This window comes from Halorubellus amylolyticus (genome assembly GCF_034808145.1).
Classification (GTDB): domain Archaea; phylum Halobacteriota; class Halobacteria; order Halobacteriales; family Natrialbaceae; genus Halorubellus.
Genome location: NZ_JAXHGM010000006.1, coordinates 130,629 through 156,686 on the forward strand (window position 1 = coordinate 130,629; position 26,058 = coordinate 156,686).

At 68.6% G+C, this 26,058-nt stretch carries 25 protein-coding genes and 1 pseudogene; 17 read left to right on the forward strand and 9 right to left on the reverse strand.

All coding sequences use genetic code 11. From position 1 onward, the window contains the following. Window positions 1-18 precede the first annotated feature (18 nt). The 4 genes from SM754_RS14580 (at window position 19) to SM754_RS14595 (ending at window position 4,258) form a co-directional block, all read left to right on the forward strand. Complete coding sequence (locus SM754_RS14580) at window positions 19-1,587, forward strand: SLC13 family permease (RefSeq protein WP_323676972.1); 1,569 nt, start codon at window positions 19-21, stop codon at window positions 1,585-1,587. Between the two features lie 333 nt (window positions 1,588-1,920). Further along, a complete protein-coding gene (hisC, locus tag SM754_RS14585) occupies window positions 1,921-3,039 on the forward strand; it encodes a histidinol-phosphate transaminase (protein ID WP_323676973.1) in 1,119 nt (372 codons plus the stop codon). Then, a complete protein-coding gene (locus SM754_RS14590; RefSeq protein ID WP_323676974.1) occupies window positions 3,036-3,641 on the forward strand; it encodes an adenylate kinase family protein in 606 nt (201 codons plus the stop codon). The genes hisC and SM754_RS14590 overlap by 4 nt, the downstream gene beginning before the upstream one ends. After that, window positions 3,638-4,258: a CDP-alcohol phosphatidyltransferase family protein gene (locus tag SM754_RS14595; RefSeq protein WP_323676975.1), complete on the forward strand. Its 621-nt coding sequence runs from the start codon at window positions 3,638-3,640 to the stop codon at window positions 4,256-4,258. The genes SM754_RS14590 and SM754_RS14595 overlap by 4 nt, the downstream gene beginning before the upstream one ends. 54 nt (window positions 4,259-4,312) lie before the next feature. On the opposite strand, the pseudogene SM754_RS20545 reads toward SM754_RS14595, so the two are convergent. After that, window positions 4,313-4,372, reverse strand: a pseudogene (locus tag SM754_RS20545) (DUF8138 family protein); the annotation flags it as partial. Between SM754_RS20545 and SM754_RS14600 the strand changes: the two are divergent. The 3 genes from SM754_RS14600 to SM754_RS14610 all read left to right on the forward strand — a co-directional run bounded on the left by SM754_RS14600 (window position 4,356) and on the right by SM754_RS14610 (window position 7,025). After that, window positions 4,356-4,844 carry a multiprotein bridging factor aMBF1 gene (locus SM754_RS14600; RefSeq protein WP_501993797.1) on the forward strand — a complete coding sequence of 163 codons (489 nt, stop codon included), beginning with the start codon at window positions 4,356-4,358 and terminating at the stop codon, window positions 4,842-4,844. The pseudogene SM754_RS20545 and the gene SM754_RS14600 overlap by 17 nt on opposite strands. Before the next feature lie 94 nt (window positions 4,845-4,938). After that, window positions 4,939-5,898, forward strand: a complete 960-nt coding sequence (locus SM754_RS14605; protein WP_323676977.1) for a cell division protein CdpA domain-containing protein — start codon at window positions 4,939-4,941, stop codon at window positions 5,896-5,898. A gap of 101 nt (window positions 5,899-5,999) precedes the next feature. After that, window positions 6,000-7,025 carry a disk-shape morphogenesis protein volactin gene (locus tag SM754_RS14610; protein WP_323676978.1) on the forward strand — a complete coding sequence of 342 codons (1,026 nt, stop codon included), beginning with the start codon at window positions 6,000-6,002 and terminating at the stop codon, window positions 7,023-7,025. Between the two features lie 217 nt (window positions 7,026-7,242). Here SM754_RS14610 and SM754_RS14615 read toward each other — a convergent pair whose 3' ends face one another. Next, complete coding sequence (locus SM754_RS14615; RefSeq protein WP_323676979.1) at window positions 7,243-8,112, reverse strand: hypothetical protein; 870 nt, start codon at window positions 8,110-8,112, stop codon at window positions 7,243-7,245. 137 nt (window positions 8,113-8,249) lie between these two features. Between SM754_RS14615 and SM754_RS14620 the strand changes: the two genes are divergently transcribed. Together SM754_RS14620 and SM754_RS14625 are read left to right on the forward strand one after the other, a co-directional pair. Next, window positions 8,250-8,654 carry a DUF7961 family protein gene (locus SM754_RS14620; protein ID WP_323676980.1) on the forward strand — a complete coding sequence of 135 codons (405 nt, stop codon included), beginning with the start codon at window positions 8,250-8,252 and terminating at the stop codon, window positions 8,652-8,654. Window positions 8,655-8,661: 7 nt separating this feature from the next. Further along, on the forward strand, window positions 8,662-9,321 hold the full coding sequence (locus tag SM754_RS14625) for an METTL5 family protein (protein WP_323676981.1): 660 nt from the start codon (window positions 8,662-8,664) through the stop codon (window positions 9,319-9,321). 80 nt (window positions 9,322-9,401) lie between these two features. Here the strand turns inward: SM754_RS14625 and SM754_RS14630 are convergent, their stop codons facing one another. Both SM754_RS14630 and SM754_RS14635 read right to left on the reverse strand, forming a co-directional pair. Then, entirely contained in the window at window positions 9,402-11,081 is a 1,680-nt protein-coding gene (locus SM754_RS14630) for a rhomboid family intramembrane serine protease (protein WP_323676982.1), read from the reverse strand. Window positions 11,082-11,240: 159 nt separating this feature from the next. Next, a complete protein-coding gene (locus tag SM754_RS14635) occupies window positions 11,241-12,074 on the reverse strand; it encodes an MBL fold metallo-hydrolase (protein WP_323676983.1) in 834 nt (277 codons plus the stop codon). Between the two features lie 352 nt (window positions 12,075-12,426). Here SM754_RS14635 and SM754_RS14640 point away from each other — a divergent pair, with 352 nt between their 5' ends. From SM754_RS14640 to SM754_RS14655, 4 genes are all read left to right on the forward strand, one after another. Beyond that, window positions 12,427-14,244 (forward strand): hypothetical protein, encoded by a 1,818-nt coding sequence (locus SM754_RS14640; protein WP_323676984.1) that lies wholly within the window; start codon window positions 12,427-12,429, stop codon window positions 14,242-14,244. Between the two features lie 100 nt (window positions 14,245-14,344). Next, the gene (locus SM754_RS14645; protein ID WP_323676985.1) at window positions 14,345-15,250 is read left to right on the forward strand and encodes a phosphoribosyltransferase HisG-related protein; all 906 of its coding nucleotides are present in this window, start codon (window positions 14,345-14,347) and stop codon (window positions 15,248-15,250) included. Window positions 15,251-16,292: 1,042 nt separating this feature from the next. Beyond that, the gene (locus SM754_RS14650; protein ID WP_323676986.1) at window positions 16,293-16,724 is read left to right on the forward strand and encodes a DUF5805 domain-containing protein; all 432 of its coding nucleotides are present in this window, start codon (window positions 16,293-16,295) and stop codon (window positions 16,722-16,724) included. Next, window positions 16,721-17,797, forward strand: coding sequence for a tyrosine-type recombinase/integrase (locus SM754_RS14655; protein ID WP_323676987.1), 1,077 nt, complete (start codon window positions 16,721-16,723; stop codon window positions 17,795-17,797). Before SM754_RS14650 ends, SM754_RS14655 begins: the two co-directional genes overlap by 4 nt. 190 nt (window positions 17,798-17,987) lie before the next feature. Here the strand turns inward: SM754_RS14655 and SM754_RS14660 are convergent, their stop codons facing one another. From SM754_RS14660 to btuC, 3 genes are all read right to left on the reverse strand, one after another. After that, window positions 17,988-18,971, reverse strand: a complete 984-nt coding sequence (locus SM754_RS14660; protein WP_323676988.1) for a DUF7537 family lipoprotein — start codon at window positions 18,969-18,971, stop codon at window positions 17,988-17,990. Window positions 18,972-19,079: 108 nt separating this feature from the next. After that, window positions 19,080-20,381: a heme ABC transporter ATP-binding protein gene (locus SM754_RS14665; protein ID WP_323676989.1), complete on the reverse strand. Its 1,302-nt coding sequence runs from the start codon at window positions 20,379-20,381 to the stop codon at window positions 19,080-19,082. Window positions 20,382-20,493: 112 nt separating this feature from the next. Next, the gene (gene btuC, locus SM754_RS14670; protein ID WP_323676990.1) at window positions 20,494-21,588 is read right to left on the reverse strand and encodes a vitamin B12 ABC transporter permease BtuC; all 1,095 of its coding nucleotides are present in this window, start codon (window positions 21,586-21,588) and stop codon (window positions 20,494-20,496) included. Window positions 21,589-21,648: 60 nt separating this feature from the next. Between btuC and SM754_RS14675 the strand changes: the two genes are divergently transcribed. The 4 genes from SM754_RS14675 (at window position 21,649) to SM754_RS14690 (ending at window position 24,599) form a co-directional block, all read left to right on the forward strand. After that, window positions 21,649-22,887, forward strand: coding sequence for a PGF-CTERM-anchored ABC transporter substrate-binding protein (locus SM754_RS14675; protein WP_323676991.1), 1,239 nt, complete (start codon window positions 21,649-21,651; stop codon window positions 22,885-22,887). A gap of 88 nt (window positions 22,888-22,975) precedes the next feature. Continuing rightward, window positions 22,976-23,257, forward strand: coding sequence for a signal recognition particle subunit SRP19 (gene srp19 / locus SM754_RS14680; RefSeq protein ID WP_323676992.1), 282 nt, complete (start codon window positions 22,976-22,978; stop codon window positions 23,255-23,257). Window positions 23,258-23,282: 25 nt separating this feature from the next. Next, on the forward strand, window positions 23,283-23,507 hold the full coding sequence (locus SM754_RS14685) for an H/ACA ribonucleoprotein complex subunit GAR1 (RefSeq protein WP_323676993.1): 225 nt from the start codon (window positions 23,283-23,285) through the stop codon (window positions 23,505-23,507). Between the two features lie 66 nt (window positions 23,508-23,573). Next, complete coding sequence (locus SM754_RS14690) at window positions 23,574-24,599, forward strand: presenilin family intramembrane aspartyl protease PSH (RefSeq protein WP_323676994.1); 1,026 nt, start codon at window positions 23,574-23,576, stop codon at window positions 24,597-24,599. 114 nt (window positions 24,600-24,713) lie between these two features. On the opposite strand, the gene SM754_RS14695 is transcribed toward SM754_RS14690, so the two are convergent. Then, the gene (locus SM754_RS14695; RefSeq protein WP_323676995.1) at window positions 24,714-25,715 is read right to left on the reverse strand and encodes an ornithine cyclodeaminase family protein; all 1,002 of its coding nucleotides are present in this window, start codon (window positions 25,713-25,715) and stop codon (window positions 24,714-24,716) included. Between the two features lie 90 nt (window positions 25,716-25,805). Continuing rightward, a complete protein-coding gene (locus SM754_RS14700) occupies window positions 25,806-26,048 on the reverse strand; it encodes a DUF8015 family protein (protein WP_323676996.1) in 243 nt (80 codons plus the stop codon). Window positions 26,049-26,058: the final 10 nt, after the last annotated feature.

Consider the following 26,058-nt stretch of genomic DNA (forward strand, 5'->3'; position numbering starts at 1 on the left):
GACAGAGTGCTTGTATCAATGATACAGGCTCTCAGAGACACGGAACGCGGGCGTCTCGGCATCTTCGCCGTGGCCGTCCTCGGAACAATCCTCATCGCGGTCGCCCCACAGCCACAGGGCCTCACCGTCCGTGGACAGTACGCCATCGCCACCATGTTCTTCGCCGGGACCCTCTGGGTCTCCAGCGTGCTCCCACTCGCCGTCACCGCCCTCTCCATCCCCGTCCTCCTCACCGCGTTCGGCGTCTACGACGACATCGACCCCGCGCTCTCCGGGTTCGCCGACCACCTCATCTTCCTGTTCATCGCGGGGTTCATGCTCGCGAACGCGCTCCAGAAGTACGACATCGACCGCCGTATCGCACTCTACCTCATGTCGAAGATGGGGACGTCGCCGCGGAACCTCATCGGCGCGGTCATGATCGCCACCGCGTTCCTCTCGATGTGGGTGTCGAACACCGCCACGACCGCGATGATGACTCCCATCGCGCTCGGCGTGCTCTCGCAGGTCATCGGCCGCGAGCAGATAGAGAGCGAGGACGCCGACGCCGACTCGTTCCACAACATGCAGGTCGCGACGCTCCTCGGGACCGCGTACGCCGCGAGCGTCGGCGGCGTCGGGACCCTCATCGGCACGCCGCCGAACGCGGTCGTCGCGACGCAAGCCAACGCGCTCCTCGACTACGAGATCGGGTTCGTCGACTGGCTCCTCATCGGCCTGCCGATCGTCGCGCTCACCCTCCCCATCGTCTGGTACGTCCTCACGTTCCACCTCTATCCGCCGCAGATCGAGGACGTCAGCGACGCGCGCGCCGAGGCCGCTCGCTACCTCGAAGAAGAGGGCGCGCTCGACACGCGTGGGCGTCGCGTCGCCTACATCTTCACCGCGACGGCCGGCCTCTGGGTCGTCGGCGGCCTCGACATCGCGTTCGAGGGCGTCCTCCCCGACGTCTGGTTCAACACGCTGTTCGGAACGAGCGACGGCCAGACCGTCCTCGGGGTCGCCGGCCATCAGGGCCTGCTCTACTACGTGATGGTCGGCCTGTACGCCATCCCCGCGCTCGTCCTCGCGGACACCGTCGAGTGGGAGGACCTCGTCGACATCGACTGGGGGACCATCCTCCTGTTCGGCGGCGGCATCTCGCTCGCGGACGCGTTCGCGAAGACCGGGGCGACGAAGTGGCTCGCCCAGACGATATTCGGCCAGCTCACCGACGCTCCCATCGTGCTCGTCGTCGCCGCCATCGTCCTCCTCGTCATCTTCCTCACCGAGATGACGTCGAACACGGCGACCGCGACGATCATCGTCCCCGTCCTCATCGGCATCGGCGGCATCTTCGCGACGACGCTCGGCCTCACCGAGGTCGCCGCCGGCATCTTCCTCTCCGTCAGCGGCGCCATCGCCGCGTCGTTCGCGTTCGCGCTCCCCGTCGCCACGCCACCGAACGCCATCGTCTTCGGCAGCGGCCACGTCAAGCAGTCCCAGATGATGCGCGCCGGCGTCGTCCTCAACGTCCTCATGACCGCCATCCTCACCGTCCTCATCTGGGCGCTCTTCCAGTTCGTCTGGCCCATGTTCCTCTGGTAGGACCCCGGCCGCTCGTCACTCTCGTGTCGCGCCACTCGCTCGGGCCGCCCCCGGTCTTGCACGGTGCGGCCAGATTCCCGTCGTCGTCGGTCGAGACGACCGTCGAGGTGCTCGGCGAGCACCCCGACGTCCGTGGTCTGGCGTGACCAACGACGTCGATAATCGCACCTGCCCGACGACCGACGCAATCAGGACTATTTCGTATAGCGAGATAGAATTTATGCGTCCGAGACCAGGCACGCAGAAATATAGAAAAATCAACCAATACGAGGTGGCTCGTGGACGATGGTCGGTTTGGCAACGCTCAAGGGCCGCCGGGCCCCGGTTTCGACCATGCAACCACGGGACCTCTCCGACCACGTCCCCTACGAGGCCGGACGCGGCATCGAGGAGGTCGCTCGGGAACTCGGCGTGAACCCCGGCGACCTCGTCAAGCTCGCGTCCAACGAGAACCCCTTCGGCCCGCCCGACGCGGCGGTCGCGGCCATCCAGCGCGCCGCGGAGCACGCGTCGTCGTACCCGAAGGCAGCACACACCGACCTCACCGACGCGCTCGCCGACCGCCACGGCGTCGAGCCCGCGCAGGTCTGGCTCGCGAACGGCGGCGACGGCGCGCTCGACTACCTCGCGCGAGCGGCGCTCGAACCGGACGACGACGTGCTCGTCCCCAACCCCGGGTTCGCGTACTACGAGATGAGCGCGCGCTTCCACCACGGGGACGTGAACCGCTACGAGCTGTCGCGCCCGGCGTTCACGCAGGACGCCGACGTCGTCTGCAGCCAGTACGACGACGAGCGCGTGGTCTACCTCACGAGCCCGCACAACCCGACGGGGAGCGTGTTCACGCTCGACGACGTCGTCGAGATCGCCGACCGGACCGGCGAGGACACGCTCGTCGTCGTCGACGAGGCGTACGCCGAGTACGCCGACGTCCAGTCGGCCGTGTCGCTGCTCGGTGGCGACGGCGCCGACGAGCACGCGTTCGCCGCCCGCGACGACGTCGCGGTCCTCCGGACGTTCTCGAAGGCGTTCGGTCTCGCCGGCGTCCGACTCGGCTACGCGGTCGTCCCCGACGCGTGGGCTGACACGTACGCGAGGGTGAACACGCCGTTCGCCGCGAGCGAACTGGCGTGTCGCGCCGGCCTCGCCGCGCTCGACGCGGACGACCACGTCGCGAAGAGCATCGAGACGGCGCGATGGGCGCGCGAGCACCTCCAAGACGAACTGGACGCGCCGGTCTGGGAGAGCCAGGGGAACTTCGTGCTCGTCGACGTCAGCGACGCCCGCGGCGCCGAGAGCGCCGACGCGGTCGCGACCGAACTCCAGGAGCGCGGCGTCATCGTCCGGGACTGCACGAGCTTCGGACTCCCCGGGTGCATCCGCGTCACGTGCGGGACCGAAGCGCAGACCGAGCGCGCGGCCGACGCCATCAACGAGGTGCTCGTCGCGTGACCGCGACCGGCCCGCTCCGCGTGGCCGTGACCGGCACCCCAGGGACGGGGAAGACCACCGCGACGGACCGACTCCTCGACCGCGTCGACGCCGGCGACTTCGACGACCTCGACGCACCCGGCACGGACGGACTCGGCGTCGATTCCGTCGACGTCGTCCACCTGAACGACGTCGTGCAGTCGGAGGCGCTGTACGACGACGTCGACGAGGACCGCGGCAGCGTCGTCGTCGACCTCGACGCCCTCGCCGCGTGGGTCGACGAGTACGTCGCGGCGGCCGACGCCGACGTCGTCGTCTTCGACTCGCACCTCGCACACCACCTCGACGCCGACCGCGTCGTCGTCCTCCGCTGTCACCCGGAGACGCTCGACGACCGCCTCACCGACCGCGGCGAGCCCGCCGCGAAGGCCGCGGAGAACGCGGAGAGCGAGGCGCTCGACGTCGTCCTCGGCGAGAGCGTGGACGCGCACGGGACCGATTCGGTCTACGAGATAGCGACGACCGACCGGGAGCCCGACGACGTCGCCGCAGCCATCGCGGCCGTGCTCGTCGGCGACCGCGAACCGAGCGCGGGCACGGTCGACTACATCGAGTACCTATGACGCTCGACCAGCTCCGCCCACGGATATCGGGGCTGCTTTCCCCGTGGGTGCGCGCCGCGAACGCCCTCGGGATGAGTCCCGACGGCGTCAGCGTCGTCGCGTTCGCGCTCGCGCTCGCCGCCGGCGGCCTGTACGCGTACGCCGGCCCAGCCGTCGGTGACGTCACCGTCCTCTACGCCGTCGGCGCGGTCTGCGTCGCGTTCAACGGCTGGCTCGACATCGTCGACGGCGAGCTCGCCCGCGAGCAGGACGTCGCGAGCGACGGCGGCGACTTGCTGGACCACGTCCTCGACCGGTACGCGGACGTCGCCATCATCGTCGGGCTCGCCGCCGGCATCGGCCGGTACGACCTCGGGCTCGCCGCCGTCACCGGCGTCCTCCTCACGTCCTACCTCGGAACGCAGGCGCAAGCGGTCGGCCTCGACCGCGTGTACGCCGGCGTCCTCGGTCGCGCCGACCGCCTCGCGCTCGCCGGCGCCGTCGGTCTCGCCGTCGCCGTCTACCCGAGCGACCTCCTCGGACTGACGCTCGTCGGGTGGCTCCTCGTCGTCTTCGCCGTCGTCGGTCACGTCACCGCCCTCCAGCGGTTCTGTGGCGCCTGGTCGCGGCTCGACTGACTCGCCGGGGGGCACATGTTTTATACGCGGCCGGGAGAAAGGATAGCGTATGGTTCAGTGCGAGATGTGCGGTGCCGAAACGTCGGACCCGAAGACGGTGAAGGTCGAAGGCGCCGAACTCGACGTGTGTTCGGAGTGCGCCGACTTCGGAACGGAAGTGAAGACTCAGAAGCAATCGAGCACGTCCACGAAGTACTCCACGAGCTCGTCCTCGTCGTCGAGCTCGTCCTCGTCGAGCGGTGGGTCCTCGGGGAGTTCCTCGTCGTCGGGCGGCGGTCGTCGACGCCAGGACATGTTCGACGACATGGGCGAGCTCGCCCAGGACTACGACGAACGGATTCGTCAAGCTCGCGAGAAGAAGAGCCTGAGTCAGGCCGATCTCGCGAACGAACTCAACGAGAAGGCGAGTCTCATCCGGAAGATCGAGCGTGGCGATACGCTCCCGAGCGACAAGGTCCAGTCGAAGCTGGAGCGCGAACTCGGTATCGACCTCGACGCCGGCGGGTCTTCTGCCGACGACGAGGACTGGAGCGGCGGGTCGTCCACGAAGACGACGCTCGGCGACGTCGTGAAACGCAAGGACTGAAACTCGGCGACAGCGAGACGTCTGACGCCGTCTTTTTTCAAGTAACAAACTGTTAACCAAACAATCATGGCAGTGGGGGGTTTACTCACAGGCAATGCCTACCGAGGAAGCGGACGAGGATGCGGCCGGTCCGGACCACCCGGACAACGTCCTCTACGACCTCTACGAGACGTACATCGGCGAACCCGAGGAGGACACCGACGTCTACCTCGGGTTCGGCCTGTTCTTCACCGGTGTCGGACTGGGCGTCCTCGCGCTCGTCCTGACCGTCGTTAGCTTCGGCGTACTGGAGCACGGGACCAGCGCGTACTGGCTGTGGTCGGAGTACGCGTTCGCGGCCGGGATGCTCGCACTCCCCGCGCTCATCACGGGCGTCGTCGTCCTCCTGCCCGTCGAGCAACGGGCGGTGTACGCCTCCATGACCGGTGCCGGCCTCAACGTCGTCGCCGTGGCGTGGTTCTGGACGGCGTACCCGGGGTCGTGGAACGAGGGTGACGCGACGACGACGCTCGCCGTCGTCGGCCTGTACGCGGTCGGGCTCGTGCTCGTCGTCGGGTCCACGGGCGCGGCGCTCATCGCGGACCAGTTGGAGCGCTACCAGCAGCCCGGTCCCGCGGACATCCAGCCGATGGAGGAGGACGAAGACGAGGGCGAGACGGTCTCCGATGCGGAGATCGAGGCGGACATCGAGGACGCGATGTCAGGCGTCGAGCTCTCCTGGGGTGGCGTCGAGCGCTCCGAGAACCGGAACCTGAGTTTCAGCGAGGACCCGGACATGGAGGGGACGACGCTCGCCGGCGGGATGGCGAAGACGACGCGGTCCTCCGGCGTCGATTCGCAGATCAACTCGCTGAAGGCGATGAAGGGCGGGGAGAAGAAGACCGCGCGGTCGGAGTCGACGGTCGAGGACCAGACGGCGAAGCTCAAAGAGTTGCGCGAACGCCGGAAGCGCGAGCAGGCCGAGAAGGACGCGGCCGCGGACAGCGCGGGTTCGCTCGGCGGTGGTCGCGACGGACTGTGGACGCGACTGAAGCGAGCGCTCGGCCTCGGTTGAGCGCCCGCTCACACTTCGGTTAGGACGTTCTTAATACTAACCGTCATCGTGATGAAATAATTTCACATAGTTTTATTATCCGGTGGGGTACATGGGCAAATATGGCTAAAGGCCTAGACGTCGGCACGATGAACATCCTGTCCGCACAACAGGATGGTAGCGACACAGTATTCGTCCAGCAGCGGAACTCCTTCGTGGAGATCGAGTACTCGGACATGGCAGAGCAGATGCTCAGCCGGTCGGAGGTCCTCCACATCCGGAAGGACGACAAGGTCTACGTCGTCGGTGACGACGCCCTGAACTTCGCAAATATCTTCAACAAGAACACGCGTCGCCCGATGAAGCATGGGATCCTCTCCTCCTCGGAGAAGTCCGCGATTCCGATGATGAAGCTCATCATCGAGCAGGTCGTCGGCGAGCCGAGCTATCCCGACGAGAAGCTCTACTTCTCCGTTCCCGCGGACCCGATCGACTCCGAGCTCTCGACGCTCTACCACCAGAAGACCATCGAGAGCTTCCTCGACAACATGGGGTACGACGCCGAACCCATCAACGAGGGGATGGCGGTCATCTACAGCGAACTCGCTGACAACAACTTCACGGGCCTGGGCATCAGCTTCGGCGCCGGCATGACGAACGTCTGTCTCGCGTACTACGCGGTCCCGGTCATGAAGTTCTCCGTCGCTCGCGGTGGCGACTGGGTCGACGAGCAGGCCGCGCAGGCGACCGGCACTCCGGTGGACAAGGTCACGAGCGTCAAGGAGAGCGACTTCGAACTCGACTTCACGACGGACGTCGGTGGCGTCGAGGGCGCACTCTCCATCTACTACGAGAACCTGCTGGATTACGTCATCCAGAACGTCGTCAAGGAGGTCGACGAGGAGGACATCGAGGAAGGGCTCGACGTGCCGGTCGTCGTCACTGGCGGGACCTCGAGTCCGAACGGGTTCGAGGCGCTGTTCCGCGACCACCTCGAGGACGCGAACATCCCGTTCTCGATAAGTGGCGTCCATCACGCGAGCGAGCCGCTGTACTCGGTCGCCCGTGGTGGCCTCGTCGCCGCGCGCTCCGACGAGGACGTCGACGAGCCCGAGGAAGAGGCGGAAGCGGCTGCAGCGGACGAGTAACGTCACGACGTCCGGCTTCGTGTCCGACGACTCGGTCGGTCGCGACGGCTTCGGTTGACGCGACCCCGTTGTCGTCCACTTCGTTTTCGACGTTGTCGAGCGCGCTCGTTCGAGCGGCGGCTATCGGTGTTGGTGAGCTTCGAGTGAAGACGTCGGGTCGCCGACTGGGTTCGGTGGTGGATGCCTGTTCGGTCGTTGGCCGTGCGTGTGCTCGGAGTCAGGCGGCTTCCGCGGCAGCGTCCTCCTCGACGTTGTCCGCGTCGGAGTCCGTGTCGTCGTCGGCTGGTCTCGGGTCGCTGTCGTCCGCTGACGCCTCGTCGACGTCCCGGTCCGTGGTCTCCGCGCCCTCGCCAGCGTCCTCGTCGACGCTCGTCTCGTCGTCTACCTCTACGCTCCGGTCGTCGTCAAGCTCCTTCTCCGGCTCGACAGTCGTGTCATCGTCCCCGTCCGCCTCCACGCTCGTCTCGTCGTCCGCGTCCACCGCCGAGTCCCCGCTCGCGGTTGCGTCGTCGCGCTCGTCGGTCGCCCCATCGTCGTCTCCGCTGGCGCTTTCCCTGGTGTCGTCAACGTCCTCGGATGCGTCATCGACCGACTCGTCGTTCCGGCTTGCGGCCTGGGTCGGTTCGTCGTCCGACTCCGGTTCGCTCGCCGGTTCGTGCCTGTCGTCGGCGGCGGCGTCGGGGTCGGCGTCGGCTGTGGTGGACTCGTCGGGGGGAGCGTCGCCTTCGGCGTCCGTGCCGGCGTCGGCTGCGAGGTCGTCCGCTTCGGACTGGTCGGTGTCGGCGCCCGTGGGCGCGTCGCTGGGGACGCGTTCCACGGTCGGCTTCGGGTCGGATTCGGGAGCGTCGTCCGGGACGGAGACGTTGTCCCGGACGCGTTCGAGGTTCCGGACGGCGTTCTCCGACCCGTCGCGCGCGAACTTCGATTCGAACCGCGAGATGGCGTCGTGCCAGGATTCGAGCGTCGCTGGTTTGCTTCGATGTTCGACGTCGACGCCGACCCACCCGCAGGCGTCGCAGCCGTAGGCCTCCCCGTCCGCGAGGGCGTAGTGGCTCAGGGAGGAGCCACAGCGTGGGCAATCTTTCATACGGGAACTGCTTAAGCCGCAATAATAAGTGTGTTCCATTCTCTCATAGTCCGGTAATCCGTAACTGACCCATCCAAAATATTACTATAGGGCATAGACAAAGGCTTTTGTATTCCCAGTATGTATGCGTTGGTACGATGAGCGCGACCCCCTCGCCGAACGTCGAACGGACCATCGAACGCTGCCGGCCCGAAGACGTCACGCCCGTCCAGATCGATGCGAACACGCTCGAATCCACCGCCCCCGAGTACCTCCGCGACCTCAAACGCGAGCTCGCGACCGAGGGCTACTCGGCGTCCACGCTCGCCGTCAGCGCACGGTTCGAGGACGACTGCTCGCTCGCCACGCAGGAGGAGGCGGACCGCATCCGCGGGCACGTCCGCGCCGCCGCGTTCCTCGGCGCCGCGAGCGTCCGCGTCACCTGCGACTCCGTCCCGAACGCCGAGAAGGTTCGACCGGCGCTCGCCGCGTGCGCCGAACGCGCCCGGCGCGAAGGCCTGGCGTTCGAACTCGACGCACCCATCACGCTCGACGCCGAATAGGGAATCGATGCCAACACGTCGCGCGCTCGCCCGCCGCCTCGGCGTCGTCGAGGACTTCCAAGACCCGTCTCCGACGCTCGAACAGTACGCCACCTCGGCGGAGGTCGCCGCGTCGCTCGTCCACGTCGCCGACCAACGCGGTGACCTCGCCGGCGACGACGGCGCGGGCGCGACCGTCCTCGACCTCGGCACCGGCACCGGCATGCTCGCGCTCGCCGCCGCACTCCGTGGCCCCCGTCGCGTCGTGGGAATCGACGTCGACCCATCCCCCCTCCGGACCGCTCGCGAGAACGCCGCTCGCGTCGGCGCGACCGCCGACGTCGAGTGGGTCGCCGGCGACGCCACCGACCTCCCGCTCGCCTTCGACGACCGCGTCGTCGTCCTCTCGAACCCGCCGTTCGGTGCACAGGACGGGAACGAGCACGCCGACCGCGCGTTCCTCGACCAGGTGCGCGACGTCGCCAGCGTCTCCTACACCGTCCACAACGCCGGCAGCGAGGACTTCGTTCGCGCGTACGCCGACGACGCCGGTGCGACGGTCACCGACGCGTTCGCCGTCGAGCTCGACGTCGACAACCAGTTCGACTTCCACGACCGCGCCACCGCCGCCATCGACGCCGAAGCGTTCCGCATCGAGTGGAACCGGACGACCACCGAGCGAGAGTGAACGAGCGTCGCGGGGGCCGAACGATACCGTACGGTCCCGGACGAGCATCGAGTGGCCCGCAGTCGCCGGCCGGCTCGCCGTCACCGGTCCCGTCCGTACTTCTCCTTCGTGAATACCTTCACGCGCGTGTCGTCGACGACAGCGTAGACGTGCCTGCCCTCGCGCTGGAACGAGATCCCCGCGACGGTCGCGTTCCCGCCCTCGGACGGCATCGTCGCGCGTGCGAGCGTCGAGTTGTTCCGCGAGACGACGACGTCGAACCCGCCCTCGTCGGCGACGACGCTCACGTTCTTCCCATCGAGCACCGGGTCTGCGGTCGCCGCGTCGGCCGTGAACGCGAGCGTCGCGGACTGGTTCGGGCGCTGGAGCCACACCTTGTACGTCGTCGGCCCGCCGTTCGCCGACCAGCCGCGACGGACCGCCCACACCGAATCGCGCCAGGTGACCCCGCCGACGTTCACCTGACGTGACCCCCCGAACGCGAGTTGGCCCTTCGAGACCGCGGGATACCAGACGCCGCGGCGTTCGCTCACGACGATGACGCCGGACGCGGTCACGTTCTCCGTCGGCAGCTCGACGAACGGGACGTCGACGGCGGAGACCAGACTGTACTCGGTGCCCTCCGCGTACGTCACCGTGTAGTCGCGTACCTCGACGGGGTTCTCGCCGGGGATGCTCGACGCTTGCGCGGTGTTCAGTTTCGTCGGGAGCGCCATCCCTGCGACGACCGCGAACGTGACGACCAGGCCCGCGAGCGCGACCGTCCGCCACGCCGACCCGGTCCCTTCGAGCAGTCGAAGCGGGTTCGCGGTGCCGTCGCCGCGGCTCGCGACCGCGCCCGCGACGAGCACGGCGAGCACGAACACGGCGACGAGTCCGGGCGCGCGGAACAGCACGAACCGGTCGCTGCTCTCGATGAAGTAAATCGCCCACAGCGACTTCGACACTCCGAAGAACAGCACGCCCGCGTACAACCGGAGGGCGCTCGGTCCTTCGCCGCGACGACTGAACACGACCGCGGCGGCGACGATACCGAGCAGGAGCCCGAGCGCGTGCCCCTGGATGGCGATTCCCGCCCACCACGGCGCGGACGGCGGCGAGGACGTGATTCGCGCGGTCACGATTGGGTTCTGGAGCGCGCTGTAGAACACGCTCGCGACGCTCTGCCCGCCGAGTGCGAGGACGATGGTCGTCATCGGGTAGCGGACGAGCGCGAACCCGGCGAGCGCGAACACGACGCCGGAGAACCCGATGACGGGCCCGAGTCCGAACGCGGCGAGTGCCACACCGCCGACGAGCGCCGCGGCCGGGACGACGACGAACGCGCGCACGAACGGGTTCGTCGCGAGGGACGTGAACGACTGCGACCCGCGCCGGTCCGGGAAGTGACCGTACGCGTACTCGGCGACGGACCCGAACAGGAGCGTCCCGATGAGGTTCCCGACGAGGTGGCCGGGACCGACGTGCGTGAACGACGCGAACCCGACCCCGGTCGGGTAGAACCACGACCACGACCGGAACGGGATGGTGACGGGGTCGCGCCACTGCGCGAACCCGTCCTGAACGAGGAGGTACGCGAGCAGGACGAGACCGGCCGTCGCGAGCGTCCCCCACGGGACGCCCATGACGAGTCGCGACCGGAGTGCGTGCCCCCACGCACCCGCCGGCTCGTCGATGCGGGCGACGGCGTACAACGAACCGGCGAGCGTGAGGACGACGGCGACGACGAACGCGGGCCCGAGCCAGGCGGCCGAGAGCATACCTGACCCGTGGACGTCGAAGGCCAAAAGTACTCGCCGAGACGGCGTCGACGAACCCCGCAACCGTTCGTGCGTTCAAGCTCGTGCTGCTCGGAGTAACGCGTTCCTAGCCGACGACGCGAGCGCGCCGCGGTACGGTCAGCGGTCGACGTGTTGCGGTCAGAGGTCGACGCGGTCGCCGATCTCGACGACCTCGAGCGCCTCGGGGTACGCGAAGGAGTTCGCGTGGCTGTGCAGTACCGTCGGGTCGCCGGTGAGGCCCTTCCACATGTCCCAGTGACTCGGGAGCAGGCGGTCGAACTGGAGGTCGTTCGCCGCTTCGATCACCTGATTCTCGTCGTTGTACCAGCGCGTGCGCTTCGGTTCCCGGGTCTCCTTGTCCGGGACGTTCCCGACGGTCCCGAACGCGAGCACGCCGAGGTCGATGTCGTACTCGCGGCCGATGCGCGCGAACTCGTCGCTCGGCTTGGTGTCGCCGCCGTGGAAGAACGTGCCGGCGTCGTGCTCGAACACGTAACTCACCGGTTGGGTGGCGTCGGGGTCGTGCGCGGCCTCGACGTGCACGGTGAACTCGCCGACGTCGAACGTCTCGCCGACGGCGACCTCGTCGAACTGGGTGGCGTCGACCTCGTAGGCGCCCGGCCAGTGCTCGTCCTCGCGCGCGACGGCGAGACTGTCCGCCGGTGCGTGGAACGTCGCACCGGTGTTCGCGAGGATGGGGGCTTGCGACGGGCCGTGAACGTGGTCCGTGTGCTCGTGGGTCGCCAGGACGGCGTCGGCGGCGTCGACGTCTTCGGGGTCGAACGGCACGGGAATCATCCGTATCGTCCGCGGCGGGTCGCCGAGGCCGACGTACGGGTCGACGAAGATCGTCGTGCCGTCGCTTCCCTTACAGGCGAAGCCGTTACAGCCGAGGTACCATACCGCGACGCCGTCGGGGTCGGCCGCCTCGATCGCTCGCGGCAGCCAATCGCCCCAGTCGCTCTCGCTCATGGTCGGTCCTGCGAGTGGCCGAGTCAAGAGCGTTGGGACTCGCGGGGAGTCGGGAGCCCCGGAAAGGAAGCGGGGACGGGGAAGGGCTGCGGGAAGGTGGACCGAGCGAGTCGTCGAAAGTGGGTAGGTGGGTAGGTGGGTGGGTGGTGGGTTCCGACGAATCGCCGGTTTCGGACTCCGGCCGCGGTCGGTTTGTACGTCGGTCCGCGACCGTCGACCACGTGCAGCACGCCGCTGCACGACCAAATCGTGTCCGTATTCGGATAAAAGAACGGCCTGCCAGGACAAGGACGCGCGCCCAGTCCGCGGAACCCCCGTTTCCTTTAAGTTCGTGCTGTGGATACGGAGGGATATGAGTAGTCAGGTCGACCCGGACGACACCGTGGCGGTGTCCGCCGATGGCATCGCCGTCGAGAAGTCGTTCGCGGCAGACGAGTTCCCCGTTCCCGCGATCCGGTTCGCTATCACGTCGAATCGCGACGAGCCAGTCACCGTCCGCCTGCACGAGGACATCCCGACGGACTTCCCGATGGACGGCGTCGGCTTCCATCCGGACTACGACAGCGACAACTGGACCGCGTTCCAGGACCACCACGTCGAGTACGAGCGGACGCTCGACCCCGGCGAGGAGGTCGTCACCGTGTACGGCGTCCGTATCGAGTCCCAGAGCGACGTCCCGCAGTTCCTCTCCGAGCCGCAGGTCGCCGAGGTCGAAGCCGACGACGACGATACCGGCGAGGACGACGCCACCGACGACAACACCATCGACGACATCGTCGACGACGACTCGAACCAGGTCGTCAAGGACATGATCTCGGGGAAGAGCGAAGGCGTCCCCGGCCTCGACGACGACGACGCGGGCGACGCGGACGACGACGATGACGGGTCCGCGATCGACCTGAATCTCGGGAGCGCGGAAGCGGAACTCGACGCGGATGACGCGGACGCGGAGACGGACGTCGACGACGGCCCCGAGATAGAACTGGACATCGACCAGCCCGACGAGACGGCAGACGACGACGCTGAGGACGAAGCACTCGACGCGGACGACGAGACACCCGACGCCGACGCGGACGACGAGGCACTCGACGTCGAGGTGGACGAGGATGCTGGTAACGACGAAGCAGTCGAGGAGCCTGGCGACGGCGTCGACGAGGCTGCGGCCGACGAGGCCGACGTCGAAGCCGACGAGGATGTAGAAGAAGGCGAGGATGCGGTCGAGGCCGAGGCCGACGCCGATGAGGCTGTCGACGCTGACGAGGATGTCGACGAGGACGAGACCTCCGAGGTCGACGGGGAAGTGGATAGCGTCGACGAAGGCGAAGTGGTCGCGGCGCTGGCCGCTGCGGTTCGCGAGGGCGACGCCGACGACGAGGACCTCGAAGTGGTTCGGGAGACGCTCGCTCCCACCGCAAACGCAGAGGCAGAGACAGACGCAGAGGCGGAGGCGACGGCGGGTGTCGACGCGGACGACGTCGTCGCCTCCGGGAACGTCGCCGCAGCACTCACCGAGGAACTCGACGATGGAACGGTCGGGGCCGACACCCGCAACCGCTTGCGGGACGCGCTCGACGTCGAGCGCTCGGGCCCCGAGGTCGCGAAGGTCGAACACCTCCAGTCGCGCGTCGAGGAACTCGCCGCGTACACGAGCGCACTCGAGGAGTTCCTCGACGAGGAAGGCACCGCGAACCAGCTCCTGGAGGAGTACAACGACGAGGTGTCGGCGCTCCGAGACGACCTCCAGTCGGTGCAGTCCGCCGTCGGAGAACACGACGAGGCGATCGAAGCCATCGAGGGCGACGTCGACGAACTCGGCGACGAGAGCGCCGAAGCCCACGACCGCATCAACACCCTCGAGACCGACGTCACCGCGCTCGAAGACGACCTCGAGAGCACCGCGAACGAACTGGAGACGACGACCCAGGACCTCGAGGATACCACGGACGACATCGCCGCGGACGTCGACTCGGTCGCGGACGACGTCGACGCGCTCGAGACGACCGTCGACGACCACGTCGAGGAGTTCACCAGTCGCGTCGACGACGTCGAGATGGACGTCACGGACCTCGACGAGGACGTGACCGAACTCCGCGACGACGTCGACGCCATCGAGGAGGACGTCACGGAGATCAACGAGTGGCGCGACCAGCTCGGCGAGATGTTCTCCTGAGCATCGGAGGATACCACTCCGTACCGGTCCATAGCGGTCCGTTGCACCGACCACGGTCGAAACGCAATCTGTTTACAGTCGAGACGATAGGTGTCGAGTGATGACAGCGACCGTCTCCGTCGCGGTTCCGCGCAAAGGCCGGCCACTGGAGGCCGTCCTCGAGCGGCTCGCGGCCCGCACCGGCGACACGGACCTCGCCGACGACGTGATCTCGACGCTCCGCTACGAGAAAGCGATCACGAAGGGCACCAAGCGAGAGCATCGCGACGTGTACCAGCGCTTGCGGGCGTACAGCGACATCGAGGACCCGGGCTCGCCGGAGTACACGCTCCTTCGGGACGACCGGGCGGGGTTCCCGCGTCGCGTCGTGTTCGACAGCGTCACGTTCACCAGCGGGGACGTGGACATCCACCTCGTCGGTCGCGAGGAGCCGTTCCGCTCGCTCCGCACGCACTCGTTCGCGCTCGGGTTCGATAGCGCGGACCTCGTCCTGGAGGAGGTCGTCGGTCTCACTCCCGACCCCCTCGAGGACCTGGCGGGCGTGAACGAGCGAATCGACCCGCACGATACGGACGTCCGCGTGGTCACGGGCCTCGGCGATACGGTCTATCATACGTTGATGGCGACGCCGGAGGCGATCGAGGCGTCGTCCCGGTCGACGGTCGACCGCGAGTTCGTCGCGGCGCACGACGGCGAGCTCTGTATCTCGCCGCGGTACGAGCGCCTCGTCGAGGCCGTCCTGGGGACGGCTGCGGTCGAGGGCGTCTCGTTCACGTACGCCGACGACGGTCGGGAGGAGGAGGCCGCCATCGCGGAGTCTGGCGTGGGCGTCTATCTCACGATGAGTGGGTCGACGGCGCGCGACCACGGATTAGAGCTCGGTGAGCGGTTGTTCCCGAGCGAGACGGTCCTGATGTCGAACACGGCGGAGGTGGACGAGGCGGCCGAGCGCGCGATAGCGCTGTTCGAATCCGCGGAGTTGGACTCCGAGCTCGTCGTCCAGTAGCGACGGTCGACCGTCCGTTCGCGTCCCCGACGACACCAGTGTTCGGTATAGCGGCATACGATTTATGAGTCCGGCCTCCGACGTGTATCACGCGAGTCGTCGTGACGGAGAGCACTACCAGAGGCGCGTGAGCGGCCGCTGACGCGTGTCCTCCAGATAGGGCGCAGGGACCGAAGAGAGGTTCAACCATTGCGTGTCGCACCGTCCAGACACGTCAGAAAACACGGCACCTGCGGCGGCGTCCGCACTCGAAGCCCCACGGATTATCGCGGGGAGGAGACATAGGCCACTTGGCGCATTCTCCAGGAGCGACCGAACAGCGCCAGCACCACCAGCGACCACCGGCCCCGACTCGACCAGCGTCGCAGCCAGCGGCCGTCCAATCGAACCCGTTTCACCCCACGAGACCCGATCGCGTGACCCGACCGGCGACACGCTGTCGCTCCCGAGAGCGCGACGACGTCCACTTTCCCAGAACGCGTCGACGAGCGACCGACCGTGTATACTCCCTAAGAAATACCAGATTCCTTCTCTGTTCGTCACCGATGAGTTCGCCGGAACGTTCGGCCCGACACTCGTAATCCGTTGGCTCGAAGAGAACACGATGTCTCTCAGGTATCTTTAATGGTGGTACTATAAACTTCGTTTAAGGGTGCTATGGCTCCGTATATCCTGTGAATCGGGGCGCATTTGGGGCGCTATAGAACAAGATAAAGACCCTTATCCCCGGGTGTGGGATTAGATTCTTGTGGGTGGGCTGAGAGCGTCCTGACGTGACCGAACCCGTCGACGTTCATGCATGGTGGGCGGAATTGTCTGAAGGCTATCATAGACCGATGTGGGCTGCGGAGGGTGTCCGCGCACTGGCCAAGCGTAGTCGAGCGTGCCGTCGTGGGAGGACTCCGGGTGCGTGCTTGGGCAGATGGCAGTTCGCTGTTCGAGACACCCGTTCTGGAGCGGGGTCGAGAATCCCGGTCTTCGGGCCGCGAACCCCAGGGGTTGCGTGTTCGAAACCGGGTTCGATTCTGGGGGGTGTTCGGCGGTGAGCGAGTCCGACGTCGAGCGCACCGTGGTGAAGACGTACGTCCCGGCGTACCAGAAGGAGGCGTGGGTCGAACACGCCGACCGGCTCGACATGAGCCAGAGCGAGTTCGTGCGGACGATGGTGCAGGCCGGGCGACGGGACTTCGCGGTCGACGGCGTCCCCGGCGTGGACGACGAGAACTCGTCGGCGGATGACGACAGCACTCGAGCGACGGACGCGTCCGACGGTGAGGAGCGCGACGACGCGACCGGGTTCGAGGACCGCGTGTACGCGTTGCTCCGCGAGGAGACGCGGTCGTGGGACGACCTCCTCGAGGCGGTCACCGACGACGTCGAAGGCCGGCTGGAGGACGCGCTCCAGTCGCTGCAGGCGGCGAACAAGGTGGCGTACAGCGGTCGGAACGGTGGGTACGAGGCGGTCGAGGAATGAGCGAGCCGGACGTCGACCGGAACGATGGAGGTGGGTCCGAGGACCTCGACCTCGTCGACCGGTACCTCGAGGACCAGCGCTTCCACGGGAAGGCGGAGCGGACGCGAGCGTCCTACGAGCGCGTGCTCCGGGACTTCGAGGCGTTCCTCGCCGACCCCGAGCGAGGGCCGGGTGGACGGTCGGGTACGCCGGACGCGGCGGATCGCCGCGAGTGCATGGCGTGGGTGCACGCACTCCGGGACTCCCACGCGCCGAGCACGGTCGCGTCGTACGCGTCGTACGTCCATCGGTTCTACGCGTACATGACGCAGGTCGGCGAGCTCGCGGACAACCCGATGGCGCTGGTCGTCGAGGAGATGGACGAGGCGATAGACCCGGACCCGACGCGACGGGACGTCTCCCTCGGCGAGATGCGGGCGTTCGTCGCGAGCGTCACGCATCCCCTGGAGCGCGCGGTGATCGTGACGTTACTGAAGACGGGGATGCGCGTCGGCGAGTGCTGTAACCTCGACCTCCGAGACCTGCATCTCCCGGGGTCGTCGGCGAGGGCGGCGTTCGACGCGGACCCCCGCGTTCACCTGGATGGTCGTGGTGCATCGCTGTACGTCTCCTCGGAGCCGTCCCGAGGTGCGGTCGTGAACGGCGAGGAGCGATACGAATCGAACAAGCGCAAGCGCGACACGGTCGTGCCGGTGGACGAGGAGCTCCGTGCGGTACTGGAGGCGTGGCTCGCGGTTCGACCGGACGCGCGGTCCGCCGCCGAACCGCTGTTCGTGGACACGAGCGAGGCGTGGGGCGAGCGCCTGCGGGCCAGCGGCGTCCGGTCGTTCGTCACGCGTCACGCTCGCGACGCCGGCTGGTACCGGACGGGCGGTGGTGCGAGCGAGAACGTCACGCCGCACTACTTCCGGCACTTCTTCACGACGCACCTCCGGGACCGGACGGGCGACCGCGGGGTCGTCAAGTACCTCCGCGGGGACGTCGCGAGCGACGTCATCGACACCTACACGCATGACTGGGGATCGCGCATCGGGGACGTCTACGAGGACCACATTTACTCCGTCTTCGGGTGAACCCGCTGTCCGAGACCCATCGCATAAATCCTATCCTGCTATACGAAATAGTCAGGTTCTGATGGCTTCCGGGATGACGGGAGTCACGTGGCTGAACCCGCTCAGCGGGCGGTTCCGAGCCGCTTTAGCGGGTGGTTCGCCTCCTGGAACGAGCTGACGCGGGTACCAACAGTGCTGTTCGCGTGGCGAATCACGCCGGAGACGCATTCGGGACGGGGGAGGGGTGGAACGAGCGGGCGGCGCGTGCGGCCGTGACGTGAGGCGTCGGGTGCGTGAGCGACGTCACCGTGAGGTGGTCGGGCCGTGCGCTCGACGTCGCTCGTTCCGTCGTCGCCGTTGCGTCCGACCCGTTCGCGGGGACCCAGTCGGGTCGGTCGACCGTGACGCGACCGACGCCACGGAACTGGACGCGCGTCACCGCCCGCCGCTGTCGGCCGTCCTCGACGAACGTCCGTTCGAGAGTGTACTCGACGATCCGGCCCTCCTCGGTGACGAAGAGCGTGAGCGAGACGTCGAGTGTGCGGTCTCCGAACGGGTTCGGTGTCGCGGTCTCGTTCGCGACGACCCTGAACACAGGTTCGTCGACGGAACTCGGGACGGTATCGAGCGCGGTTACCTCGGTGACGTTCGTCGCGGCCAGCCCGGCCTGGAGGATGCCCGGGGCGGCGCGAACCGAGACCTCGGTCGGTGGGACGGGCGCGCCCTCCGGCGAGCGGACGAGCCGGACCGTCGGGTCGTCACTATCGTCGAGTCGCTGCCACTGCCAGACGGCGGACCCGTTCGAGTACAGCTGACGGTGCACGCTCCGGTTCCCGAGCGTGGAGCGCCTGTCCTGCACGTACGTCGACCGGTTGGGTCCGAACGTCGTCGTCCACCGGTCGCTCGTGTACACCGTCCCGTTCGCGTCCCGTTCGACGTGCTCGTACGCGGCCGTGTACGAGAAGCCGGCGAGCTGTCGGTAGTGCGCTTCCACGAGGTCGAATGCTCCGGGAGCGGTGTCGGCCATGGGGTCGAACGCGATGACCGGCGGTCGGTCGGCCGGCGTCTCGGTGGTCGTCCGCGTCGGCTCGTCGACGTCGAACGGTTCGCGCGTCGTCGCGACGCCGCCGAACGACGAACATCCGGCGAGGACGACGACAGCGAGGACGGCGAGGACCACTGACGTCCGGGGCACACGACGTACTCCGTGGGCCACGTAAATCACGTTTCGGTGTACGGAATTCGCTCTCGCACTCACGGTTGCGTCGCGGGCACGGCCGCGGACGTCGTCGACGACGTGCTTTCAGTCGTCGGTCGACTGCGGGTCGGAGACGTCCCGTATCGGCTGCGGGTCGGACCCGTCCCGTCGGTCGGTCGTCGAACGTTCGGCGCGGAACGCGAGTGTTCGCGGGGCGTCCTCGCTCGCAGTGGCGTTCCCCCGAACGCCGTCTGCGAGGCCGGACGCCAGGTCGGCGAGAGCGACGCGGTCCCCGGGGTTGACGGTGTCGGGGAGCGTCGCGTTCTGGGTCGCGTAGGTGGGCATCGTGTCTGGGAGCGCGTGGAGGGCCGCTGCGGGGACGGTGCCGGCGGCGACCGCGCACGCCGCGGGGTTGGCGAGGTCCGCGACGTCGCGGGCGGTGGCGTCGTCGATGCCGCGGAACGCGGGAACGGTGACGGCGGTGGCGTCGACGCCGCTGGCGGCGGTCGCGACCGCGTCACCCGCTGGGACCGGGCCGGCGGTGACGGTCGCACCGGCGGCGGCGAGGGTCGTCACGACCCGCCCGGCTTGCGCGCCGGTGCCGACGACGTGCACGTGGGCGTCGAGCGTCCACGTGGGCGCGGACAGCGGCGTGACGGCGGGCGTGCCCGTGACCGGGTCGTCGACCACGGCGGCGTCGGCGTCGAACGCGTCCGCGACCGTCGTCCGCTCCAGCACGCGGTCGGGTGGCCCGGCCGCGACAACGCCGCCGTCGGCGAGCAGGACGAGGCGGTCGCAGTACCGTGCGGCGAGACTCAGGTCGTGGATGGCGGCGACCGCCGTCCGGCCGTCGTCGACGAGGTCGGCGACGAGGTCGAGGGTGCGGACCTGGTGGTTGACGTCGAGGCTCGCGGTCGGTTCGTCGAGCAGGAGCGCGGGCGCCTCCTGGGCGAGCGCGCGAGCGAGGACGACGCGCTGGCGCTCGCCGCCACTGACCGCGGTGATGGCCTTGTCGGCGAACGCGGCGACCTCGGTGCGTTCCATCGCGCGCTCGACGACGTCGTGGTCCTCGCTCGTCGCCCGGTCGAAGCGCCCGCGGTGTGGCGTGCGTCCCATCGCGACGACGTCGCGCACCGAGAAGTCGAACGCGAGCTGGGTGTCCTGCGGGACGACCGCGATGCGGCGACTGGACTCGCGAGCGCCGAGGGCTTCGACGGCGTCGCCGTCGACGGTGACGACGCCCTCGTTCGGCGAGAGGACGCCCGAGAGGCATCGCAGGAGCGTCGTCTTCCCCGCGCCGTTCGGGCCGACGAGGCCGACGAACTCGCCGTCGTCGACCGCCATCGAGACGTTGTCGAGGATGCGGGTTCCACCGAGGGAGACGGCGAGGTCCTCGATGCGGATCACGCCGAGAGCACCCCCGGTCTGCCGTGCGGTCGATCCGGTCGGTGTGGTCGGTGCGGGCGGGACGATCGATTCGGTCGGTGCTGGCGGGACGGCCGGTGCGGCGGTCGCGCCGTCATAGTTCGTGCACCTCGCGGCGGCGGAGGAGGAACAGGAAGAACGGTGCGCCGACGGCGGCAGTGACGACGCCGACGGGCAGGGTTGCGGCGGTCGAGCGCGCGAGCGTGTCCGTCGCGACGAGGAAGATGCCGCCGGCGAGCGCGCTCGTTGGGAGGAGCACGCGGTGGTCGGGGCCGACGACGAGCCGGAGGACGTGCGGGACGACGAGCCCGACGAACCCGATGACGCCGGCGACGGCGACCGCGGCGGCGGTGACGATGCTCCCGACCGCGAGCAGCACGCGCTTCGTGCGTTCGACCTCGATGCCGAGCGTCCGCGCGTCCTCCTCGCCGAGCAGGAGGACGTTCAGGTCGCGCGTGAACGGGAGGAGGGCGGCGAAGAGGACGAGGACGACGGGAGCGGCGACGGCGACGTCGCCCCACGCGGCGTTGTTCAGGTCGCCCATCAGCCAGTAGATGGCTCGGCGGATGCTCTCGCCGGACTGCACGAGCAGGAACGAGACGACAGCGCCGAGGAACGTCTGGACGGCGACGCCGGCGAGGAGCAGGGTCGCGACGGGCGTCCGGCCACCTTCGGTCGCGATGGCGTACACGAGGAACGCCGCGAGGATGGCGCCGGCGAACGCGGCGGTCTGGATGCCGACGCCGCGCGGGAGACCGAGCGGGCCGGTGACGGCGACGACGACGCCGGGCGCGGTGATGGCGGCGACCGCGCCGAGGGCGGCACCGGAGGAGACGCCGACGATGCTCGGGTCCGCCATCGGGTTCCGGAAGAACCCCTGCATGACGGTGCCGGCGGCCGCGAGCGCGAACCCGACGACCGCCGCGAGGACGATGCGTGGACCGCGGACGCCGACGACGATGAGCTGTTGGGTGGACTCGACGTCGAACGCGAACGGGTACGCGAGTTCGAGGCCGAAGCCGCCCTGGACGGTGACGCCGACCGGGACGGGCATCGCGTTGAGCAGTGCCTTCGCGACCGTCGCGTAGGGGATCGAGACCGGGCCGACGGTCGCCGCTCCTGCGATGGTCGCGACGAGTGCGACCCCGAGCGCTGTGGAGTACCCAATGGCTGCCGTCCCGGCTCGCATCGATACAAAGTCCACTTGCTTTAGGTAAATACTTGTTGCACAAGCCGGGACCTGGTTACGATGACGAAGTCAACCGCCGTTCTCGTAACGGTCCTTGCGTTCGCGCTCGTCGTCACGCCCGCGGCCGCCGCCGTCGGTCAGGGCGCGACGTCGACCATCGACGCAGGGGCTTCCGCCGCACCGGGCGCGACGCACGCGTCCGTCGGTGCGAACGACACGAGTAGGACAACCCAACACTGCACGTTCCCACGCACGCTCCGGGACGCCTCCGGCACGCAGGTCGAGGTGAGCGAGGAACCCGAGCGCGTCGTCACGCTCGGGCCCGCGAGCGCCCAGACGATGTGGGAACTCGGCGCACAGGACAAGGTCGTCGGCGTCACGCAGTTCGCCGCGTACCTCGACGGCGCCACCGAGAAGGCGAACGTCTCCGGCGCCGGCCGGGCGCGCATCAGCGTCGAGCGCGTCGTCGCCCAGCAGCCGGACGTCGTCCTCGCCGAGAACGTCTCCAGCCCCGAGACCGTCTCGAAGCTCCGCGACGCCGGCATCACCGTCTACTACTTCAACAACTCCGAGAGCATCGACGACGTCTACCGGAAGGTCGCCGTCACCGGTCAGCTCGTCGGCGAGTGCGACGCCGCCGTCGACTCGGTCCGCTCGATGAAAGAGGAGATGGCGATCGTCGAGAACGCGACCGACGGCGAGGAACCCCGGAACTTCCTGTACGCGCTGTTCGGATACACCGCGGGCGAGAACACGTTCATCAACTCCGGCTTGACCGCCGCGGGCGGGAACAACCTCGCGGTCGGCGTCGTCGAGTTCCCGCCGAACGGGTACGCGCCGATCAACCCGGAGACGGTCGCGAACCTCAGCGTCGACTGGATCGTCTACCCCGAGACGCCCGCGGCCATCCCGCAGAACGCCGCGTGGAACCAGACGACGGCCGTCCAGGAGGAGAACCTCGTCGCCGTTGACCGGGACCAGATCAGTCAGCCCGCGCCGCGCGTCGTCCTCGCGGTCCGCAGTCTCGCGAAGACGTGGTACCCCGAAGCGTACGAGAGCGCGAACGAGAGCCTCCGCGGAACCGTCGAGGTGGACGCGGACATCTACGCGAGCGCGGACGCCGAGGCCACGACGACGACCACGTCGTCGACCGACGACGCCGAGACCGCCGCAACGACGACCGAGTCGAGCGAGCCGACGACCACGACGGCGGACTCCGGTGACACGCCCGGGTTCGGGCTCGTCGCGATGCTCGCCGCCGCGGCACTCGTCGTCGGCGCCCTCGCCCGCCGCGACTGACGCCGTATCGACGCAGCCGCCGCTTCGGCCTTCTTTCTCGACCCGCGATTCCGGAAAGGTTGTAAGTCCCACGACCGGACCGGTGGGTATGGTCGAGAACGTCCTCTATCCCGCGTACTTCGACGCGACGCTCTCCCGCGCCGACGGGCGACGCGTCCCCGCCGACCTCGCCGTCGACGACCCCGAGGTCGACGAGATAGCAAAAGCCGTCCAGCAGGTCGGGTACGACGTCGTCGTCGAACGCGACAAACAGTACAGCCGCGAAGGCCACCGCGACCGCGGGCGCGTCCTCGTCAAGAACCCCGACGGCGACGCGAAGAACGACATCGTCCAGGCAGCCGCGGCCTACGTGAACGCGCTCCGCGAATGACGACCGTCGTCGCGAGGCGGTCGAGATGAAGCGCGTCGGCGAGGTCGTCCGCGTCGCGCAGGGGCTCGCGGTCGCTCGCGTGAGCGACGACGACCCGCCGCGCATCGGCGCGGGCGTGGTCGACGAGAACCTCGACGACGTCGGGCGCGTCGTCGACGTCTTCGGGCCCGTCACGCGGCCGTACGTCGCCGTGTCCGCGGACGGCGTCGACCCCGCGCTCCTCCTCGGCGAGAAGCTGTACGCGCGCTGACCTGGCATTCTTCCGGCACCGTCACGGAGCGAAACGTACTCCCGGCGCGGACGGGTACTCGCGGGCATGGAAGACCGCACGCGCATCTACGGCGTGGTCGCGTTCGCGATGGCGCTGTTCCTCGGGGTCCAGCTCGGCGGGCTTATCCTCGTCGAGCCGCTGGAGGCCGCGGACAAGGCGTTCACGCAGAACCCCGACGACCCGACGAACTCCATCCTGTACGTCGGCGCCATCCTCGTGATGACGGCGCTGATGCTCGCCGCGTTCAAGTACGACCTCGACTGGATCGTCCGCGGGTTCGTCGTGGTCGCGAGCGCCGGCCTCGCCTGGCAGGTGTTCGACGTCCTCGTCCCCAGTCCGTTCGGGCTCGCGCTCGCCGCACTCGTCGGCGTCGCACTCGTCGCGTACCCGGAGTGGTACGTCATCGACGCCGCGGGCGTCCTCATGGGCGGCGCCGCCGCCGGCCTGTTCGGCATCAGCTTCGGGCTCCTCCCGACGCTCGTCCTCCTCGTCGTCCTCGCCGTCTACGACGCGATCAGCGTGTACGGGACCGAGCACATGCTCGACCTCGCCGACGGCGTGATGGACATGAAGGTCCCCGTCATCCTCGTCCTCCCCACGTCGCTCACGTACTCGTTCCTCGACATGCAGTCACCGGACAACGTCGACACCGGCGACGAGGACGAGGTCGCCGCCGACGGCGGGAACGCGGACGCGTCCGCAGAGCAGGACCCCGCGAACGCGGAACCCGCAGGCGACGCCGAGGACGACACCGCTCTCGACCGGGGCGCGTTCTTCGTCGGCCTCGGCGACGCCGTCATGCCCACGATACTGGTCGCGAGCGCCGCACACTTCCACACCGCCGTCCCGAACGGCCCGCTCCCCGACCTCGGCCTCCCGCTCGTCACGATGAACCTGCCCGCCCTCGGCGCCATCGTCGGCACCCAGCTCGGGCTCGTCGTCCTCCTCTGGATGGTCTTCAAGGGGCGGGCACACGCCGGCCTCCCACTCCTCAACGGCGGCGCCATCGCCGGCTACCTCCTCTGCGCGCTCGCCGCAGGCCTGCCACTGACCGCCGCGCTCGGCCTCTGAACGCGCGGCAGCAGTATCAACTCGATAGAACCAACACGGAACCGGCGACCTGGCGCCCGCCGGATGCTTACCTACCAGTGACACCGAACCGGCGGCCTGGCGGCCGCCGGACGATTACCTACCGGTGAGTGCTTCACTCGCCGGCAGCCACTCGACCTCGGTGCCGAGGTCCTCGTCCGCGGCCATCGCGCGCTCGTAGAGGAGGTACGCGCCGGCGACCGTCTCGATGCCGGTCCCGCCGGAGTCGAAGACCGTTATCTCGTCGCGGCTGGTGCGGCCCTCGGCGGTCCCCGCGACGACCTCGCCGAGTTCCGCGTGCACGTCGCTCTCGTCGACCACGCCCGCGTCCATCGCCGCGATGAACGACCCCGCGTCCTGTGGGACGCGCTCGCGCAGGTCGGGGACGTACGTCCCGCGCTCGATGGTGGTCGCGTCCAGCTCGCGCTTCTCCGGGTCGTACTGACCCATCGCGGTGACGTGAGCGCCCTCGTCCAGGTCCGCACCGTCGAACACCGGCTCGCTCGCGGTCGTCGCCGTTATCACGACGTCCGCGTCCTCCACGGCCGCCGCGGCCGAGGGAACCGCCGCGACCGCCGGGTCGAGGCGGTCGTTCATCTCCGCGGCGAAGTCCTCGCGGCTCTCCTTCGTCGGTGAGTACACGTCCACCGTCTCGAAGTCGCGAACGGTCACGGTCGCGCGGAGCTGCCCCCTCGCCTGCGCACCCGACCCGATGACGGCGAGACTGCTCGCGTCCCGGCGCGCGAGCGCGTCCACGCCCACCGCACCGGCCGCCCCCGTCTTGAACGGGTTCATGCTCGCGCCGTCGACCAGAGCCAGGGGCTCGCCCGACTCGGCGTCGAACAGCGGCGTCGCGAACCACGCGTCCCGGTCCGCGAACCCCGCGGAGTACATGTAGCCACCCATCGCGCCGGTGTCGGGGAGGACGGCCGCGTACGAGAACAGCATCCCAGGCGGGTCCGCGTTCCGGAGCGTCGTCCGCGGTTTCGCGGACGCGCCCTCGCCTCGCTGCCGGTACCCGTCGCGGACCGCGTCCACGAACGCCTCGGGGTCGGCGAGTCCGCTCACGTCGTCGCTCGAGAGGAACAGCGCTGTCATGAGCGTACGTCGGGGCGCGAATCGCAAAAAGGGGCCGGGTAGGCGAGTTGGCTGGGTCGCGGTCGCTCGGGGCCGATAGCGGCGGGTCGGTTATTCGGCGTCGGGGACTGATGTCGTCGGCGTCGACTCCGCGCTGCTGTTGCCCGTGCGGAGGCTCGGTGCGTCGACGGGACCGTTCACGAACATCGCGTGGCCGATGAGGGCGACGGCGACGAGCGCGCCGAGCGTGACGGCGGTGCTGAGCGCGAGGTCGGTTGCGAAGGTGAGCGAGCCGGAGATGCCGAGGAGCGAGAGCGGGATCGCCCCGAGCACGATGTCGTAGTACCCAGTCATAATATACACT